Raw genomic sequence first — 17,329 nt, forward strand, 5'->3', positions numbered from 1 at the left:
GTGGTAAATAAGCTCTAAAGTAAAAGCCAATGCGATACACCACGAAGGACACTGAGCGCTGCGCTACACGAAGAAATGCATCAGCAAGATTAACTATAAGATAATAGCTTTGCTTTTTTGCTCTCCTTCGTGATCTCCGTGAAAGCGGAGCGCTTCATAGTGTGGCAGTTTATTCAGCCCATAAAAAAACCGGCCTCAGCCGGTTTTTTTAATGCCTCTATGAGGCGCACTGCTATTTATTAGTAGCGCATATTCAGCAATTCTTATTCAGCAACAGGGTATAAAACCTCACCCTTAGCTTTTAGCGTTGCAATCACAGCGCGGTAATCATTTTCACTGTACTGAGAGCTCAAACGTTGCTTCAGTGCATCAAGCAAAGACGCATCAACGCCTTCAGCCGCATTCACTTGCTTCAACACAACAACTGCATAACCGTTTGCTAGCGCTACAGTATCAACAGATGGCTTATCTGTTGGCTGTGCCATTGCAAAAGCTTTATTCACAATCGCGCCATCTACATCTTGAGCAAAGCGTGCAAGCTTATCTTGAACAACAAAATCAGCAGGTACACCAGACGCTTCCACAGCAGTCATCAGCTCTTGTGCTTGCTTGCGTGCAGCTTCATTAGCTTGCTCTTGCTTTAAGCGGTTAGCAATTGCATTACGCACATCAGCTAAATCCATTGTGCCTGCCGCTTTATGGGTATTGACGCGAATAACCACAACATGGTTCGGCTCAACTTCTAATACATCACTGTTCATACCATCGAGTAGCACATTCGAAGAGAATGCTTCATTGAGCAACTCTGGCTTGCTAAATAGTTCTGGCGGATTAGAACGAGTAAACTCAGCGGTGGTTTGAACTTCAACACCAAGATCCTTCGCCGCTTCAACCAGCGTATCAGGTACTTCGTAACTGCTATCAGCCAATACTTGCTGTAGCTCGTAGAACTTATCTACCGCTTGCTTATCTTGCAGCTGAGCAATAATTTTCTCTTTAACATCAGCAAATGGTGCTTGAGCGCCAGGCTGAATATCAAGCGCCTTAATAATGTGGTAACCAAAGTTTGTTTTCACAACATTTGAGTATTCACCTTTATTAAGTGCAAATAGCGCTTGGTCAAATTCAGGCTCCATTACGCCCGCTTCAAACCAATCTAGTTGACCGCCTTGCTCACCGCTAAAGGTATCTTCAGATTCAGTCTTGGCTATTTCTGCAAAATCCGCACCGTCTTGAAGCTGCTTATAGATTGCTTCTGCTTTAGCTTTCGCTGCAGAATCATCATCACCTAACTGCACTAAAATATGCGCAGCTAAACGCTTCTCTGCTTGAGTATACTGAGCTTGGTGTTCGTCGTAGTAAGCTTGTGCGTCAGCATCTGTTACAGTTACATCGCTAGCTAAGTCTTTTGCATCAAGTTCAATGTAATCAAGACTCACAACTTCTGGGCGAATAAATTGGCCAAGGTTTGAATCGTAATATGTCTTGATCTGCTCATCGGTCACACTGATATCAGCAAGGAACGGTGTTGCATCGATAACTTTGTAATCAATGTCACGAGTTTGACCTTGAAGATCAGCTAAATACTTAGCTTCACCAGGTAAAACAAATTCAGAGCCTATTAACGTCGCAACAAGTTGGCGGCGAGTCATATCAGTACGCATCATGTCGCGAAAAGAGTTGGCTTGGTAGCCTAGCTGACGCAAAATAGCTTGATAACGGTCATTATCAAAGTGGCCATCAGTTTGGAATGCTGGCTCAGCCTTGATAGCAGCGATAACCTGTGCATCAGATACGCGCAATCCTAACTCTGCTGCGTTTTGATCCAGCAGCTTCTCAGCCACTAAACGCTCCAACACACTTTGCTTAACACTTTGCATATAGTTGTCATCAGCAGACAAGGTGGCAAACATGTCGCCTAACTGTTGCTCCAAACGACTACGTTCGTTTTGATATGCTTGTTCTAAAGCTGAGTTGCTGATCTCTTCACCATTTACGGTAGCAGCTGCAACCTCAGTTGAAGAACCCAAATAACTACTTACACCTGTAAATGCAAATGAAAGTATCACTAGGACTAATATGCTTTTAGCAATGACACCCTGTGAGCCTTCGCGAATCTTTTCTAACATCAGACTTCTCGCTTGTTGCGATTAATAAAATAAAAAGGCGCATCACTGTTTGGATGCGCCTTTTTGTAATTTAAAGGAGGAGAAAATAAAAAACCTTCAGACTCCTGCTGGCAAAATTAAGGTGATACTTAACTTGTGCCCTTTCTATTTGTAAAAAGCACTGACAATCAGTGCTTTCTTCAAAAGCCTTACAAAGGCTGCATTGCTAACTTTATTAGTTAACAGCGTCTTTTAGAGCTTTACCAGCTTTGAACGCTGGAATATTTGCTGCAGCGATTTTGATCTCAGCACCCGTTTGTGGGTTACGACCAGTACGCTCTGCACGTTGACGCACTTCGAAAGTACCGAAACCAACAAGAGCAATCTTATCGCCTTCTTTAAGGCCGTCAGTAATAGCGCCGATGAAAGAGTCTAATGCACGGCCAGCTGCCGCTTTAGAAATGTCAGCACCAGAAGCGATTTTCTCGATTAGTTCAGATTTGTTCATGTCATCCCCTTGAATGTAATTTGTGCGCCGCACCCAAATTCTTGTCTAGAGCGGTCTGCGGAGGCTTTTTATAACAAGCTTAGAACCAAAGTTCAAGCCTTATAGGAAAACCAAATAAATAAATTAGGATACTACTCAAAACCAGTCACTCCAAGGGCTGGAGCGACTGACTCTCCACAGACTTAGGCTACCACAGCTTGATAGCTAGGTAAGCCCTTTTTACTGTTTTTTTAAAGCATTCCTGCAATTTATTGCGTTAGTCCACGTTTTCTACGACTTCGAAGCCTTCAACTGGTCGCTCTAACGCCAACTTAAGTACCTCATCAACCCATTTCACCGGGTAAATTTTCAGATCGGCAATAACGTTTTGAGGAATTTCTTCCAAATCACGCTCATTTTCTTTTGGAATAAGAACAACTTTCGTTCCACCACGATGGGCAGCCAGTAGTTTTTCTTTCAACCCGCCGATAGGTAATACTTCACCGCGAAGAGTAATCTCACCTGTCATTGCTACATCAGCACGCACAGGGTTACCTGTTAAGCTCGATACCAGTGCTGTACACATTGCTGCGCCAGCCGATGGACCATCTTTTGGTGTCGCACCTTCTGGTACGTGCACGTGAATATCACGCTTTTCGTAAAAGTCAGGGTTAATGCCTAGCTGCTCTGCACGCGCACGAACAACTGTCATTGCCGCTTGAATCGACTCTTGCATTACATCGCCAAGTGAACCGGTATAAGTCAGCTTGCCTTTACCGGGCACTGAAGTGGCTTCAATCGTTAGCAAGTCGCCACCGACTTCAGTCCATGCCAAGCCAGTAACTTGACCAATCTGGTTATTAGACTCTGCTTTACCGTAGTCACAACGCTGTACACCCAGGAATGACTTAAGGTTATCTTGGTTAACTTCAACGTGCTTAATGCTCTTATCCAGCAAAATCTGTTTAACCACTTTACGGCAAATTTTTGATAATTCGCGCTCTAATGCACGTACGCCCGCTTCACGAGTGTAGTAACGAATAATGCCGATAATAGCACTGTCATCTACTGTCACTTCTTTCGCTTTTAGGCCGTTACGCTCAATCTGCTTCGGCAGCAAGTGTTGCTTAGCAATATTGAGCTTTTCATCTTCGGTGTAGCCCGACAAACGAATCACTTCCATACGATCTAATAATGGACCAGGAATATTCATCGAGTTAGATGTAGCCACGAACATCACATCAGATAAGTCATAATCGACTTCCATATAGTGATCACTAAACGTTGAGTTTTGCTCTGGATCTAACACTTCAAGCAATGCAGAAGCCGGGTCACCGCGCATATCACTGCTCATCTTGTCGATTTCATCGAGCAAGAACAGTGGGTTTTTAACGCCCACTTTAGCCATTTTCTGAATAACCTTACCTGGCATTGAACCAATATAAGTACGACGATGACCACGGATCTCGGCCTCGTCACGCACGCCGCCTAAGGCAACACGTACATACTTACGACCGGTTGCTTTAGCAATTGACTGACCCAGAGAGGTTTTACCTACACCTGGTGGCCCAACTAAACAAAGAATCGGGCCTTTAAGCTGCTTTACTCGGCTTTGAACCGCTAGATACTCAAGAATGCGTTCTTTGACTTTTTCAAGACCAAAGTGGTCTGTATCTAATACATCTTGTGCTTTAGCCAAGTCACGTTTAATTTTTGATCGCTTATGCCAAGGCACTGAGACCATCCATTCAACATAACTTCTCACCACAGTTGCTTCAGCAGACATGGGTGACATCATTTTTAATTTATTCAGTTCAGCAGAGGCTTTTTCTTTTGCCTCTGTAGGCATTTGCGCCTCTTCAATCTTTTTCGCTAAACTTTCAAATTCATCATGAGATTCGTCAATATCACCCAGCTCTTTTTGAATCGCTTTCATTTGCTCATTCAAATAGTACTCGCGCTGACTCTTCTCCATCTGCTTTTTCACACGGCTACGAATGCGTTTCTCAACCTGTAACAGGTCAATTTCAGCTTCCATCATCGCCATCAAATATTCGATACGCTCGCTAACATTAACCATTTCAAGCACAGACTGTTTGTCTTCAAGCTTAAGTGGCATATGGGCAGCCATGGTATCAGCAAGTCGTGCAGCTTCATCGATCCCTGACAACGAGGTCAATACCTCTGGTGGGATCTTCTTATTGAGTTTGATGTAACCTTCAAATTGCCCAACAGCTGTACGAATAAGCACTTCCTCTTCTTTTTCAGACAGAGGTTCTGACTCAAGGTAGTGAGCAGTCGCTTGAAAAATCTCATCTTGCTCAGAGTAGTTGTCGATGCGTGCACGCTGCCCGCCTTCAACCAATACTTTTACCGTGCCATCTGGCAACTTAAGTAACTGTAAAATCGACGCGACTGTACCAACGTCAAAAATATCATCGCTAGTTGGATCGTCTAACTCTGCATCTCGCTGAGCGACTAAAATGATTTGCTTATCTTGCTCCATTGCTTTTTCTAAGCAACGAATAGATTTCTCTCGACCGACGAATAACGGAATTACCATGTGGGGATAAACCACCACATCTCTTAGTGGTAGTACGGGTAGTTCGATTCGCGCATCACGCTCTAGGGTCATAGCTCGATTCCGTTTTTTATGATTACTAATGAGTATATTGGGATGATTGGATAGGATTCAATGGCGAAAAAAAATTATTTAAAGAAGTGTACAAAAAAGGAGCCAATTTGGCTCCTTTTCAACTCACCATCAAACTATAGGTGAAATTTTATTCAGCTGTTGCAGCTTGCGCTTCGTTGTTAGCGTAAATCAGTATAGGTGTTGATTCACCTTTAACCACTGATTCATCGATAACCACTTTAACAACATCATCTGTCGATGGAAGATCATACATAATATCAAGTAGGATCCCTTCAACGATTGAGCGAAGACCACGAGCACCGGTCTTACGAGTTTGCGCTTTAAGGGCAATCGCCTTTAACGCATCTTCTCTAAACTCAAGCTCTACATTTTCCATCTCAAATAATGCAGCAAACTGTTTAGTGATCGCATTCTTTGGCTCTGACAGAATTTGGATTAACGCTTCATCGTCAAGCTCAGACAGTGTCGCAAGTACAGGTAGGCGACCGATAAACTCTGGGATCAAGCCGAACTTAACTAAGTCTTCTGGTTCCACTTCTAACAGTGAATCCGAGATAGTCTTCTTATCAGCTTCACCTTTTACTTTGGCGCCAAAACCAATACCAGTACCGACATGAGCACGCTGTTCGATGACTTTTTCCAGACCTGCGAACGCACCGCCACAAATAAACAAGATCTTAGAGGTATCAACCTGTAAAAACTCTTGCTGTGGATGCTTACGACCACCTTGTGGTGGTACTGCTGCAACAGTACCTTCGATCAGCTTAAGTAGTGCTTGCTGCACCCCCTCACCCGATACGTCACGCGTAATTGATGGGTTGTCAGACTTGCGACTGATTTTATCAATCTCGTCGATGTAGACAATACCACGTTGCGCTTTTTCAACGTCGTAGTCGCACTTTTGCAGTAGCTTCTGAATGATGTTCTCGACATCTTCACCTACGTAACCCGCTTCAGTTAGCGTTGTCGCATCTGCCATCGTAAATGGTACATCAAGAACACGTGCCAACGTTTCGGCTAACAAGGTTTTACCGCTACCGGTTGGACCAATTAGCAAGATGTTACTCTTGCCAAGTTCTACGCCATCTTTAGGGCTCGCATTTTTAAGACGCTTGTAGTGATTATACACTGCGACTGCAAGCACCTTCTTCGCTTTATCTTGACCGATTACATAATCATCCAAATGCGCTCTTAGCTCATGAGGCGTAGGCAACTTGTCTTGATCTTGCTTTGGTGAGATCTCTTTAATCTCTTCTCTAATAATGTCATTGCAGAGTTCAACACACTCGTCGCAAACATATACAGAAGGCCCAGCGATGAGTTTTCTTACTTCATGCTGGCTCTTACCACAAAAAGAGCAGTACAGCAGTTTTCCGCCGTCACCGTTACCTTTGTCTTCACCCATTACTTTACCTCTGTTTGCAGTAATCCTACTGCCTAAATCTTTTCATTACTTCATATTTGAGCATAGCTCAGAGGAGAGTAAAAATCAGCCTCGTTTTGCTATCACTGAATCGACCAATCCGTATTCAGCAGCTTCAGCTGCGCTCATGAAGTTATCACGGTCTGTATCACGTTCAATCACTTCAAGAGGCTGGCCAGTATGCTCAGCTAACATAGAGTTAAGCTTGTTCTTAATGCCCAGGATCTCTTGAGCATGAATAGCAATATCTGATGCCTGACCTTGGAAGCCACCTAATGGCTGATGGATCATTACTCTTGAATTTGGTAAGCAATGGCGCTTGCCTTCTGCACCGCCTGCTAATAAAAATGCGCCCATGCTCGCCGCTTGACCAATACACACTGTGCTCACATTTGGCTTAATAAACTGCATAGTGTCATAAATAGCCATACCCGCAGTCACGCTGCCACCTGGTGAGTTAATGTATAGATAGATATCCTTATCTGGGCTCTCTGATTCCAAAAACAGTAACTGAGCAACGATAAGGTTAGCCATATGTTCTTCAACTTGGCCAACGAGAAAGATCACTCGCTCTTTTAAAAGGCGAGAATAGATATCATATGAACGTTCACCCTTAGCTGTCTGTTCGACAACCATAGGAACGAGTGCGTTAAGTACTGATTCTGGCGCTTTGTGCATGATTAACTTCCCTAAATAAAAATGGCCCGCATGAGGAACCTCATACGAGCCATTATAAATGGCTAATAGCCATTTAAGTCAAGCGATGGTTACGCGCGACCTGTAGCCTTGTTCATAAATTCTTCAAATTTGACTGCTTTTTCAGTCAAAGTTGCAGTTTTTAACAAAGCTTCAACCGCTTGCTCTTCTAGAGCAACGTTACGCATGTTCTGCATAAGTTCTTCGTTACCATTGTAGTATGCTACAACTTCACTTGGATCTTCGTATGCAGAAGCCATAGAAGCGATCAAACCTTGAACACGCTCATCTTCAGCTTTAAGCTCGTTAGTCTTGATCACTTCGCCAAGTAGTAGACCTACTTTAACGCGACGTGCAGCTTGCTCAGTGAATAGATCAGCTGGTAGCTCAGGCATGTTTGCAGCTTGGTCGCCGAAACGTTGCATAGCTTGCTTGCGCAATACTTCAACTTCGCCGTCGATTAGTGCTGTTGGCAATTCGATGTCGTTTTGCTCAACTAGACCATTAAGCACTTGCTCTTTAACATTCGCTTTAAGCGCTTGCTCAAGCTCACGGCTCATGTTTTTGCTGATTTCAGCGCGAAGAGCATCGATGCCACCTTCAGTGATACCGAATAATGTAGCAAACTCATCGTTAACTTCAGGAAGGTTAGCCGCTTGAACTTCGTTCAGAGTAATAGCGAAAGTTGCTACTTTACCCTTCAAGTTTTCTGCGTGGTAATCTTCAGGGAAAGTCACTTCGATATTGAACTCTTCACCTGCTTTGTGACCTTCAACACCAGACTCGAAACCTGGGATCATACGGCCGCTGCCTAGTTGTAGTTCGAAATCGTCAGCTTTGCCGCCTTCAAACTCTTCACCGTCGATTGAACCAACAAAGTTGATTTTAGCTTTGTCGCCTTCAGCCGCTGCGCGGTCTGCTACTTCAAAAGTAGCGTGTTGGTTACGTAGCGTTTCAATCATAGCGTCAACGTCAGCTTCTGTTACTTCAGCAGTAGGCTGCTCAACAGTGATTGACTCTAGACCTTTTAGCTCTACTTCTGGGTAGATTTCAAAAGTAGCAACAAACTCAAAGTTTTCGCCTTCAGTTGAACCAGGAGTTAACGTTGGTGCGCCTGCTGGGTTTAACTTCTCAGCAATGATTGCTTCAACGAAGTTACGCTGCATCACTTCACCAGTGATATCTTGACGAATTGCATTACCATAACGCTTATTAATAACGCTTACAGGTACTTTTCCTGGACGGAAACCTGGGATACGGGCACGCTTAGCTTCGCTTTTTAATGCTTCTTTAACAGTGTTCTCGATCTGCTCAGCAGGTACAGAAATTGTTAGGCGACGCTCTAGGCCTTGTGTGGCTTCAACAGAAACTTGCATTTTTTTACCTCGAAATATGTCTATCGTCCTTTGCAATAGTCGAAAAATCAACTATTCAGGTATTCGTTTCTTGATCCGTAAATTTCACCAAAATGCCCATAATTACTGAAGATCGGCACAGGTATCTTTTAGTTGATAATTATCAAGACGCGACATTATAGCTATGGAATGCGCCAGAGTCGAGCCTCAAAGCGTGATTTACAGGTGTAAAAAAAGCGACCTGAGGTCGCTTTCTTAACTTCTTTGCAGAATGAGTGGGGTGACTGATGGGGTTCGAACCCACGACAACCGGAATCACAATCCGGGACTCTACCAACTGAGCTACAATCACCACAAAAATGGTACGCCCGGCAGGATTCGAACCTGCGGCCACCCGCTTAGAAGGCGGGTGCTCTATCCAACTGAGCTACGGGCGCTCGGTAATGAAATAAATTCCATTTCCTGAACTGGGCAACTAACGTGTTACGCTAGTTTAAATGTGGTCGGTGATAGAGGATTCGAACCTCTGACCCTCTGGTCCCAAACCAGATGCGCTACCGGGCTGCGCTAATCACCGAAATTTGAAACCTAATGTAAAGTACGTTTTCACGCTGGGACACCCTTTACTGTTTCTGGCTCTCAAGGACAACAACTTGCTGCTCGTTGAGAACGGAGCGCATAGTACCCCCGCACCTAAAAGTCGTCAATGACTTTTTTAAAAAATACACTCACATGGCTATTTAACACACTAACGGGTGCAGCTTTGACCATTGTGGCCAAAATTAAGACTACGCAGAGTGATTTGCTGCTAATGACTAACTAAAGTGACATAACTGGTATTTAAAACCAAACTTCAATACAGTTAATACTGCAATCAATTGCCTAAAGCTTAATACTGCAACCAAATGACTAAGCTAACCTTGTTCCATACAGAAAGTTATTATCCGTATATTAGAATTGTTTGTTAACAGTCTAAATCAATGACACCCTTGGTCTGTCCTGTTAAAATGCAGCCGTTTTCCATTATCGCGTCGTATAAAGGACACCAACCCCAATGACAGCCCAAAACATCGATGGTAAAGCGATTGCGCAAACCATTCGAACACAGCTCAAAGATAAAGTCACCGCCCGTAAAGAGGCTGGTCAAAGAGCCCCAGGTTTAGCCGTAATTCTTGTTGGAGCAGATCCTGCATCGCAAGTTTATGTCGGCAGCAAGCGCAGAGCCTGTGAAGAAGTCGGTTTTATATCTCGTTCTTACGATCTAGACTGCAGCACATCAGAAGACGCCTTATTGTCACTCATTGATGAATGTAACGACGATCCAAGCATAGATGGGATCTTAGTTCAGCTACCTCTTCCAGAGCATATCGAAGAATCGAAAGTTATTGAGCGTATTCGCCCAGACAAAGATGTAGATGGCTTCCACCCCTATAACGTTGGTCGTTTAGCTCAGCGGATCCCAGTACTTCGCTCATGCACTCCCATGGGGATAATGACACTGATCCAATCGACAGGTATTGATACCTTTGGTTTAGATGCTGTTGTCGTCGGCGCATCTAACATCGTTGGCCGCCCAATGTCACTGGAGCTGCTATTAGCAGGCTGCACGACCACAACATGCCATCGTTTTACCCGTAACCTTGAAGATAAAGTAAGACAAGCCGATTTAGTCATTGTAGCAGTGGGTAAACCTGGGTTTATTCCTGGCGATTGGATAAAGCCCGGCGCAATCGTTATCGATGTAGGTATTAACCGTTTGGAAAGCGGTCAGCTTGTAGGTGACGTACAGTTTGATGAAGCTGCCGAGCGTGCAAGTTTTATCACGCCAGTACCTGGCGGTGTAGGTCCGATGACGATCGCAAGCCTACTTGAAAACACGCTATATGCTTGCGAGCAGTATCACGATTAACAGAAGGTTCTAGTTTTAAAACAAGGTCCTAGGAAAAGCAGCTAACAGCCAAGACGGAAAAGCTATTTCCATGATATTCCATCTATCCATGTGTGGTGGTATAAATATTCCAGACCTAGTTACTCAAAAAAGAGATACCACACCTTTCCATCCATGGGGTGTGGCATAAGTGTTCCAGACCTAGTTACTCAAAAAGAAAAGCCTGCATTAAGCAGGCTTTTTTGATGTCTTACATCAGAGCAATCAGTGGTTAAGAATTACTTCTTACGCCAGGTGGTGCCTTCTGGACCATCTTCTAAAATCACACCTAATGCATTAAGCCCGTCACGTGCAACATCGGCTGCAGGCCAGTCTTTTTCTGCACGAGCACGGTTACGCTCAACAATTAAGGCTTCAATTTCTGCCACTTCGTCATCAGTCCCCTCTCCTTTAAAGAAGGTATCAACATCTTGACCTAAAATGCCTAGTACATCCGCCAGCTCTTTAAGTGCGACACCTAATGCTGAGGCTTTTGCCATGTCAGTTGCTTTTAAACGATTGATCTCACGCACCATATCAAACAATACCGAATAAGCTTCAGGCGTATTAAAATCATCATCCATCGCCGACTTAAACTTGTTAACGAAGTCTTCAGCAGGTGCGGCTTCAACCGTTAGGTCTAAATCTTTAAGTGCAGTATAAATGCGCTCTAATGCTGATTTAGCTTGCTTAAGGTTATCTTCTGAGTAGTTTAGCTGGCTGCGATAATGACCAGATAACAAGAAGTAACGAACCGTTGCAGCGTCGTAGTGACCCAGCACATCACGGATAGTGAAGAAGTTATTCAAAGACTTTGACATCTTCTCTTTATCTACCATCACCATACCAGTATGCATCCAATAGTTTACATATGGCGTATCATGAGCACAGCAAGACTGAGCGATTTCATTTTCATGATGTGGGAACTGAAGATCGCTACCGCCGCCATGGATGTCGAAATGGATCCCTAAATGCTTGCTATTCATTGCTGAACATTCGATATGCCAACCTGGACGACCAGGTCCCCATGGAGAATCCCAAGTCGGCTCGCCTGGTTTTGACATTTTCCACAATACGAAATCCATTGGATCGCGCTTAGTGTCTTCAATCTCGACACGAGCACCCGCTTGCAGTTGCTCAAGGTTCTGCCCAGATAAACGACCATATTCAGGGAATGATGACACGCTAAATAGCACATCCCCACTTGAAGCAACATAGGCGTGATCACGTTCTATGAGTCTTTCGACCATATCGATGATTTCAGGTATATGCTGTGTGGCACGAGGTTCATTATCTGGACGAGCCATGTTCAAGGCATCAAAATCTTTATGCATTTCAGCAATTAGACGCTCAGTTAACGAATCACAACTTTCATGATTTTCATTCGCGCGCTTAATAATTTTGTCATCAACGTCGGTAATATTACGTTGAAAATTAACGTCATATCCGCTGTATCTTAGGTATCTAACAATCATGTCGAAAGATACAAATGTACGCCCATGGCCAATATGACATAAATCATAGATGGTCACCCCACACACATACATGCCAACCTTTCCTGGCTGTATTGGCACAAACTGCTCTTTTTGGCGGGTAAGACTATTGTAAAGCTTCAACATTGATTATTCTCTTCAACGGCTATATTTAGAAATTAGTTGTTCAGTCTACCACTGCAAAAGTCGCTGTTCCAAGCTGTTTTCGTACACCAAGCCCGCAAAATTGAGCAGATATACCGCAACTAAGCAAGTTTGCGATCTTATCCCGATGATTCACAAGCGTTACAACAATGCTGTGGTGCACTTTCGATTCCAATATCGCATAAATGGTGCTTAATTTAATTAGCCAAACACACAATGCTTTATGGTTTTACGCAATTACGTTAGAATCCAACCATTATTACAGCGTGTTAAATGACGAGAGTTTAAATATGATCACACTTCATACAAACCATGGCGAAATCAAAATAGCTTTGAATACTGAAAAAGCGCCGAATACTGCCGCTAATTTCTTAAACTATGCTAAAGAAGGTTTCTACGATGGCACTGTTTTTCACCGTGTAATCGACGGTTTCATGGTCCAAGGTGGCGGTTTTACTGAAGATATGGGCCAAAAACGCCCTAACGAAACAATCGCAAACGAAGCAAATAACGGTTTATCGAACAAAATCGGTACTATCGCAATGGCTCGTACTTCTGATCCACACTCAGCAACTGCACAGTTTTTCATCAACGTTGGCGACAACACTTTCCTAGACTTTAAGTCTGAGTCAGCTCAAGGCTGGGGTTATTGTGTATTTGGTGAAGTAGTTGAAGGCATGGATGTTGTTAACAAGATTAAAGCCGTTAGCACTGGTAACCGTGGCATGCATCAAGATGTTCCTCTTGAAGCTGTTATCATCGAAAAAGTAACCATCGAAGAGTAACATTGCCTCGATGCGAACTCTATTTGTGGGCGATTTGCACCTAAGTGCCGATCGCCCCGATATCACCCAAGCTTTTCTTACGTTTCTCGATACTCAACTTCACGACACTGATGCATTATACATCCTTGGTGATCTCTTCGAAGTATGGGTTGGTGACGACATCGCTGAACCTTTTGCTAACCAACTTGCTGATGCAATAAAACAAGCCTCAAAAAAACTGCCTATTTACTTTATTCATGGCAATCGGGATTTCCTAATTGGCAATGCATTTGCTACACGTAGCGGTATGACACTGTTACCTGAAGTCTATACTTTAGATTTATATGGGGTAGCTACAGTGATTTTGCATGGCGATAGCCTCTGCACCTTAGATAAACCTTACCAGCGTTTTAGAAAATTTCGAAATATGAGCTGGGCCAAGTGGCTTTATGCGCATTTACCGCAATCTAAACGACTTGGTATTGCCAGTAAACTACGAGCAAAAAGTCAGAGCAGTAATCAACAAAAAAGTTATAGCATTATGGATGTTGAACCTGAGGCTGTGCTTGAGCTACTCGATGAGACGAAAACCAAGCAGATGCTCCACGGTCATACTCATAGACCCGCAATTCATCAACTTAACAATGGTAAACGCCGTATTGTTGTTGGGGATTGGTATGATCAAGGCAGCATGCTAAGTGTTAGTAAAGACTGTGTTGAACTGATAGAACTTCCTTTCGGCAAGTAGTTTACTGCTTGCCTCTTTAGGATTCCCCTTTAATGACAGCCTAAGTAAAGACAAGCAATTTAATTGCTTGTCACTGTTGCCAGCGGCGCCCCGCTATGGAACTTAAAATCTTCATCATCAGATAAAATAAGCTCCGCTTCTACTGCGGCAAAATGGGCTACTCTATCACTGATATCGGTAGCTGAAATAGCCTGCGCCAATGTCAGGTAATCTTGATAATGACGCGCTTCAGAGCGCAGCAAGGAATTATAAAACTTCTTTAGCTCTTCATCTAAATGCGGTGCCAACTTAGCAAAACGCTCACAAGAACGTGCCTCAATAAATGCACCAATAATTAATTTATCGACAAGCTTGGCAGGATCATGAGTTCTAACCTCTTTCATCATGCCTTTGGCATAACGCCCCGCGCGAATGTTCTGGTATTCAATACCTCGACTATGCATGATGACCAGTACCTGCTCAAAGTGATGAAACTCTTCTTTGATCAAGCGTACCATCTTATTGATTAAATCCCTGCCGTGTTCGAAATCATCACGAGCGATAAGCTCTGCTGAAAACTCATTTTTTTTACTGTCTTTGGCCAAAAAAGATTCTGTATTTCTGCCCTTATCATAAACAAATTCTTCATAGGGTTTTACCCAGTCAAGCAGCACTTGGCCACTTTGTTTATCTACGGCATATTTACGGACTAAAAACAGAGCCGTCTGCGCAGCCTTTAGCTCACAGTTACAATGATCGATTAATAGTCCTGTTAATTGCTCAGGTTTCTTTGCCTCTTCAACCCAACTATCTGGCGTTTCGCATTTTAAAAAATTGTAAATTGGCGCTAATAGCTGCTGCATGGCTAAGTTCATCCTGGTCCCATCTCGACCTTGTCAATAGGACACTATTTTATCAGCAATTTTCAGCAGAGTCCTAGCTTAACACCTATGATTAATTTGACAGGCTTGACTCTTAGCAGATTTTGTTCAATAAATAACCTTAGAGCTGTAACAAGTTCGTCTGCAGTTTGGCGAGCCAATTTAATATAAAAGTTAAATGCTAAACGAGGATAATTATAATGATATTGAATCACTTAATGGGGCTATACACTCATCCAAAGGAAGAGTGGCACACTATTGAAAAAAACCACGAAGCACTGCGCAGTAGCTTAAGCCATATCGTCATTGTTGCGCTTATTCCAGCTATCTGTTCTTTTATCGGCACATCTCAAATTGGTTGGGACTTAGGCGTTGGTGACCGTCAGTTCCTAACTGCGCAAAGTGCTATGATCATGTCTACTGGAATGTATTTTGGCCTAATCGCCGGAGTGTTTGCCCTCGCCTACCTCGCTTTTTGGATGGCAAAAACCTTCGATGCAAAACCGAGTTATACCCAAGCACTAGAGCTTGCAGCCTATACTGCTACACCGCTGTTTATGGTGGGCTTAGCGGCGCTTTATCCTACACTGTGGTTTATCATGGTTGTCGGGCTTGCAGGCCTTGCTTACTCGGTTTACCTGCTTTATACCGGTGTACCGATTATTATGAATATCCCAGAGGAAAAAGGCTTTATTTACGCAAGCTCTGTTGTGACTGCTGGCTTAGTCTTGCTGGTCGGGCTAATGGCTTCGAGCGTCATTCTTTGGAGTGTCGGTTTTGGCCCTATGTATCAATAAGCTCACTTTGACTACTTTCAACTCTTTATATTGATAGGTATTCATACCAATCAATATCACAAAGTAAGCCAGCGAACTCCAAAACACAAGCAACAAAAAAGCCGACATTATGTCGGCTTTTTTAGTGTTAATAAGTACTTAGATTAGGCTTACTCGAAAGAGTCTCTTAGTGGCACGGTTAAGTTAAACACTAACGCGTCCTCTGTAGAATCTTTACTGTCTGCGCAGAAGTAACCTTCACGCTCAAACTGATAAGCTTTTTCAGCTTCTGCAGTGATAAGGCTAGCTTCTACTAAACCATGCTTAGTTGTTAACGAGTGCGGGTTTAGCACTTCGTCAACAGACTCAGCAGCAGCTGGATTAGGGTCGCTGAACAATCTTTCATACATGCGAAGCTCTGCAGGTTTTGCAGTCGTTGCTTCAACCCAGTGAATAACGCCTTTAACTTTACGACCATCACTTGGGTTTTTACCCAAAGTCTCGTCGTCATAAGTACAGAAGATCGTAGTGATATTACCATCAGCATCTTTCTCACAACGCTCAGCTTTGATCACGTAAGCATTACGCAAACGTACTTCTTTGCCTTGGACTAAACGCTTGTACTTCTTGTTTGCTTCTTCGCGGAAATCATCTGCATCAATAAACAGTTCACGGCCAAAAGATAGCTCGCGCTTACCCATCTCTTCCTTGCTAGGATGATTTGCTGCGTTAATGATCTCAACCTGACCTTCTGGGTAGTTTTCGATAACCACTTTCACCGGGTTAATCACTGCCATTGCACGAGGAGCGAACTCGTTAAGCTCTTCACGAATACACGCATCAAGCATTGCAACTTCGACCATGTTGTCTTGCTTAGTAACACCAATACGCTTACAGAATTCACGAATAGACGCAGCGGTATAGCCACGGCGGCGGTAACCCGCAATCGTAGGCATACGCGCATCGTCCCAACCTGTTACTAGGTTGCGTACCACTAAGTCATTAAGCTTACGCTTTGACATTAATGTGTATTCAAGATTCAATCTTGAAAACTCGTACTGACGTGTTCTGTTTGGCGCTTGGAAGTCATCTAATTGATCTAGCACCCAATCATACAGTCTACGGTTATCTTGGAATTCTAGCGTACACAATGAGTGGGTAATGTTTTCAATCGCATCAGAAATACAGTGAGTAAAGTCGTACATTGGGTAAATGCACCACTTATCGCCCGTCTGATGATGATGAGCAAAACGAATACGGTAGATGATTGGATCACGCATACACATAAATGGTGATGCCATATCAATCTTAGCTCGAAGCGAACACTCGCCTTCTTTGAACTCACCTAAACGCATTTTTTCAAATAACGCCAAGTTCTCTTCAACTGAGGTATCGCGGTATGGGCTGTTCTTACCAGGCTCTTTAAGCGTACCGCGATATTCGCGAGTCTCTTCACCATTTAAGAAGCACACATAAGCTAAGCCTTTAGTGATTAATTCAACCGCGTACTGATGTAATTGGTCAAAATAGTTTGATGAATAACGAATATCACCATCCCACTGAAAACCGAGCCACTGCACATCAGCCTGAATAGAATTAACGTAATCGATATCTTCTTTTTCAGGGTTGGTATCATCAAAACGTAAGTTACATTGACCTTTATAGTCTTGTGCAATACCAAAGTTTAGGCAGATAGACTTAGCGTGGCCGATATGAAGAAAGCCGTTTGGCTCTGGTGGAAAACGAGTTTGAACACTCGTGTGCTTACCAGTAGCGAGATCTTCATCTATGATGTTACGTATGAAGTTACTAGGACGTACTTCAGTGTCCACATGACTCATGGAATTCCTCTTTGCGAACGATGATTAAAGACTAAAAATGCATAATCCTAC

Annotated in this window: 13 protein-coding genes and 3 tRNA genes; 4 read left to right on the top strand and 12 right to left on the bottom strand. The window is 43.4% G+C overall.

The genetic code is table 11. From position 1 onward, the window contains the following. Positions 1 to 263: 263 nt before the first annotated feature. The 9 genes from ACVBIU_RS08535 to ACVBIU_RS08575 form a co-directional block, all read right to left on the bottom strand. Positions 264 to 2,129, bottom strand: coding sequence for a SurA N-terminal domain-containing protein (locus ACVBIU_RS08535; RefSeq protein ID WP_447161597.1), 1,866 nt, complete (start codon positions 2,127 to 2,129; stop codon positions 264 to 266). A 214-nt stretch (positions 2,130 to 2,343) separates the two neighbouring features. Further along, the gene (locus ACVBIU_RS08540) at positions 2,344 to 2,616 is read right to left on the bottom strand and encodes an HU family DNA-binding protein (protein WP_447161596.1); all 273 of its coding nucleotides are present in this window, start codon (positions 2,614 to 2,616) and stop codon (positions 2,344 to 2,346) included. Positions 2,617 to 2,872: 256 nt separating this feature from the next. Then, a complete protein-coding gene (gene lon / locus ACVBIU_RS08545; RefSeq protein WP_447163526.1) occupies positions 2,873 to 5,230 on the bottom strand; it encodes an endopeptidase La in 2,358 nt (785 codons plus the stop codon). Positions 5,231 to 5,378: 148 nt separating this feature from the next. Next, positions 5,379 to 6,656 (bottom strand): ATP-dependent protease ATP-binding subunit ClpX, encoded by a 1,278-nt coding sequence (gene clpX, locus ACVBIU_RS08550; protein WP_447161594.1) that lies wholly within the window; start codon positions 6,654 to 6,656, stop codon positions 5,379 to 5,381. 84 nt (positions 6,657 to 6,740) lie between these two features. Next, entirely contained in the window at positions 6,741 to 7,352 is a 612-nt protein-coding gene (gene clpP, locus ACVBIU_RS08555; RefSeq protein ID WP_447161593.1) for an ATP-dependent Clp endopeptidase proteolytic subunit ClpP, read from the bottom strand. Positions 7,353 to 7,441: 89 nt separating this feature from the next. Beyond that, complete coding sequence (gene tig / locus ACVBIU_RS08560; protein ID WP_447161592.1) at positions 7,442 to 8,746, bottom strand: trigger factor; 1,305 nt, start codon at positions 8,744 to 8,746, stop codon at positions 7,442 to 7,444. A gap of 255 nt (positions 8,747 to 9,001) precedes the next feature. After that, a tRNA-His gene (locus ACVBIU_RS08565) sits at positions 9,002 to 9,077 on the bottom strand. Between the two features lie 8 nt (positions 9,078 to 9,085). Further along, positions 9,086 to 9,162, bottom strand: a tRNA-Arg gene (locus ACVBIU_RS08570). A 63-nt stretch (positions 9,163 to 9,225) separates the two neighbouring features. Then, positions 9,226 to 9,302 (bottom strand) — tRNA-Pro (locus ACVBIU_RS08575). 477 nt (positions 9,303 to 9,779) lie between these two features. Here ACVBIU_RS08575 and folD point away from each other — a divergent pair. Continuing rightward, positions 9,780 to 10,634, top strand: a complete 855-nt coding sequence (gene folD, locus ACVBIU_RS08580) for a bifunctional methylenetetrahydrofolate dehydrogenase/methenyltetrahydrofolate cyclohydrolase FolD (protein WP_447161591.1) — start codon at positions 9,780 to 9,782, stop codon at positions 10,632 to 10,634. Positions 10,635 to 10,891: 257 nt separating this feature from the next. On the opposite strand, the gene cysS is transcribed toward folD, so the two are convergent. Beyond that, positions 10,892 to 12,271 (bottom strand): cysteine--tRNA ligase, encoded by a 1,380-nt coding sequence (gene cysS / locus ACVBIU_RS08585; protein ID WP_447161590.1) that lies wholly within the window; start codon positions 12,269 to 12,271, stop codon positions 10,892 to 10,894. Between the two features lie 308 nt (positions 12,272 to 12,579). Here cysS and ACVBIU_RS08590 point away from each other — a divergent pair, with 308 nt between their 5' ends. After that, on the top strand, positions 12,580 to 13,074 hold the full coding sequence (locus ACVBIU_RS08590; protein ID WP_447161589.1) for a peptidylprolyl isomerase: 495 nt from the start codon (positions 12,580 to 12,582) through the stop codon (positions 13,072 to 13,074). Positions 13,075 to 13,084: 10 nt separating this feature from the next. Continuing rightward, on the top strand, positions 13,085 to 13,801 hold the full coding sequence (locus tag ACVBIU_RS08595) for a UDP-2,3-diacylglucosamine diphosphatase (RefSeq protein WP_447163527.1): 717 nt from the start codon (positions 13,085 to 13,087) through the stop codon (positions 13,799 to 13,801). Positions 13,802 to 13,860: 59 nt separating this feature from the next. On the opposite strand, the gene miaE is transcribed toward ACVBIU_RS08595, so the two are convergent. Beyond that, positions 13,861 to 14,643, bottom strand: a complete 783-nt coding sequence (gene miaE / locus ACVBIU_RS08600) for a tRNA isopentenyl-2-thiomethyl-A-37 hydroxylase MiaE (RefSeq protein WP_447163592.1) — start codon at positions 14,641 to 14,643, stop codon at positions 13,861 to 13,863. A 218-nt stretch (positions 14,644 to 14,861) separates the two neighbouring features. Here miaE and ACVBIU_RS08605 point away from each other — a divergent pair, with 218 nt between their 5' ends. Further along, the gene (locus tag ACVBIU_RS08605) at positions 14,862 to 15,458 is read left to right on the top strand and encodes a Yip1 family protein (RefSeq protein WP_447161587.1); all 597 of its coding nucleotides are present in this window, start codon (positions 14,862 to 14,864) and stop codon (positions 15,456 to 15,458) included. 149 nt (positions 15,459 to 15,607) lie between these two features. On the opposite strand, the gene glnS is transcribed toward ACVBIU_RS08605, so the two are convergent. Next, entirely contained in the window at positions 15,608 to 17,278 is a 1,671-nt protein-coding gene (glnS, locus tag ACVBIU_RS08610) for a glutamine--tRNA ligase (protein WP_447163528.1), read from the bottom strand. Positions 17,279 to 17,329 lie beyond the last annotated feature (51 nt).

The sequence above is a fragment of the Shewanella sp. 30m-14 genome (genome assembly GCF_052977125.1).

Bases quoted from the DNA above. Each gene is read 5' to 3' on its own strand.
- folD (WP_447161591.1), top strand. From the start codon at position 9,780: ATGACAGCCCAAAACATCGATGGTAAAGCGATTGCGCAAACCATTCGA.
- ACVBIU_RS08595 (WP_447163527.1), top strand. From the start codon at position 13,085: ATGCGAACTCTATTTGTGGGCGATTTGCACCTAAGTGCCGATCGCCCC.
- ACVBIU_RS08540 (WP_447161596.1), bottom strand. From the start codon at position 2,616: ATGAACAAATCTGAACTAATCGAGAAAATCGCTTCTGGTGCTGACATT.
- tig (WP_447161592.1), bottom strand. From the start codon at position 8,746: ATGCAAGTTTCTGTTGAAGCCACACAAGGCCTAGAGCGTCGCCTAACA.
- miaE (WP_447163592.1), bottom strand. From the start codon at position 14,643: ATGCAGCAGCTATTAGCGCCAATTTACAATTTTTTAAAATGCGAAACG.
- ACVBIU_RS08535 (WP_447161597.1), bottom strand. From the start codon at position 2,129: ATGTTAGAAAAGATTCGCGAAGGCTCACAGGGTGTCATTGCTAAAAGC.
- clpX (WP_447161594.1), bottom strand. From the start codon at position 6,656: ATGGGTGAAGACAAAGGTAACGGTGACGGCGGAAAACTGCTGTACTGC.
- glnS (WP_447163528.1), bottom strand. From the start codon at position 17,278: ATGAGTCATGTGGACACTGAAGTACGTCCTAGTAACTTCATACGTAAC.
- ACVBIU_RS08590 (WP_447161589.1), top strand. From the start codon at position 12,580: ATGATCACACTTCATACAAACCATGGCGAAATCAAAATAGCTTTGAAT.
- clpP (WP_447161593.1), bottom strand. From the start codon at position 7,352: ATGCACAAAGCGCCAGAATCAGTACTTAACGCACTCGTTCCTATGGTT.
- cysS (WP_447161590.1), bottom strand. From the start codon at position 12,271: ATGTTGAAGCTTTACAATAGTCTTACCCGCCAAAAAGAGCAGTTTGTG.
- ACVBIU_RS08605 (WP_447161587.1), top strand. From the start codon at position 14,862: ATGATATTGAATCACTTAATGGGGCTATACACTCATCCAAAGGAAGAG.
- lon (WP_447163526.1), bottom strand. From the start codon at position 5,230: ATGACCCTAGAGCGTGATGCGCGAATCGAACTACCCGTACTACCACTA.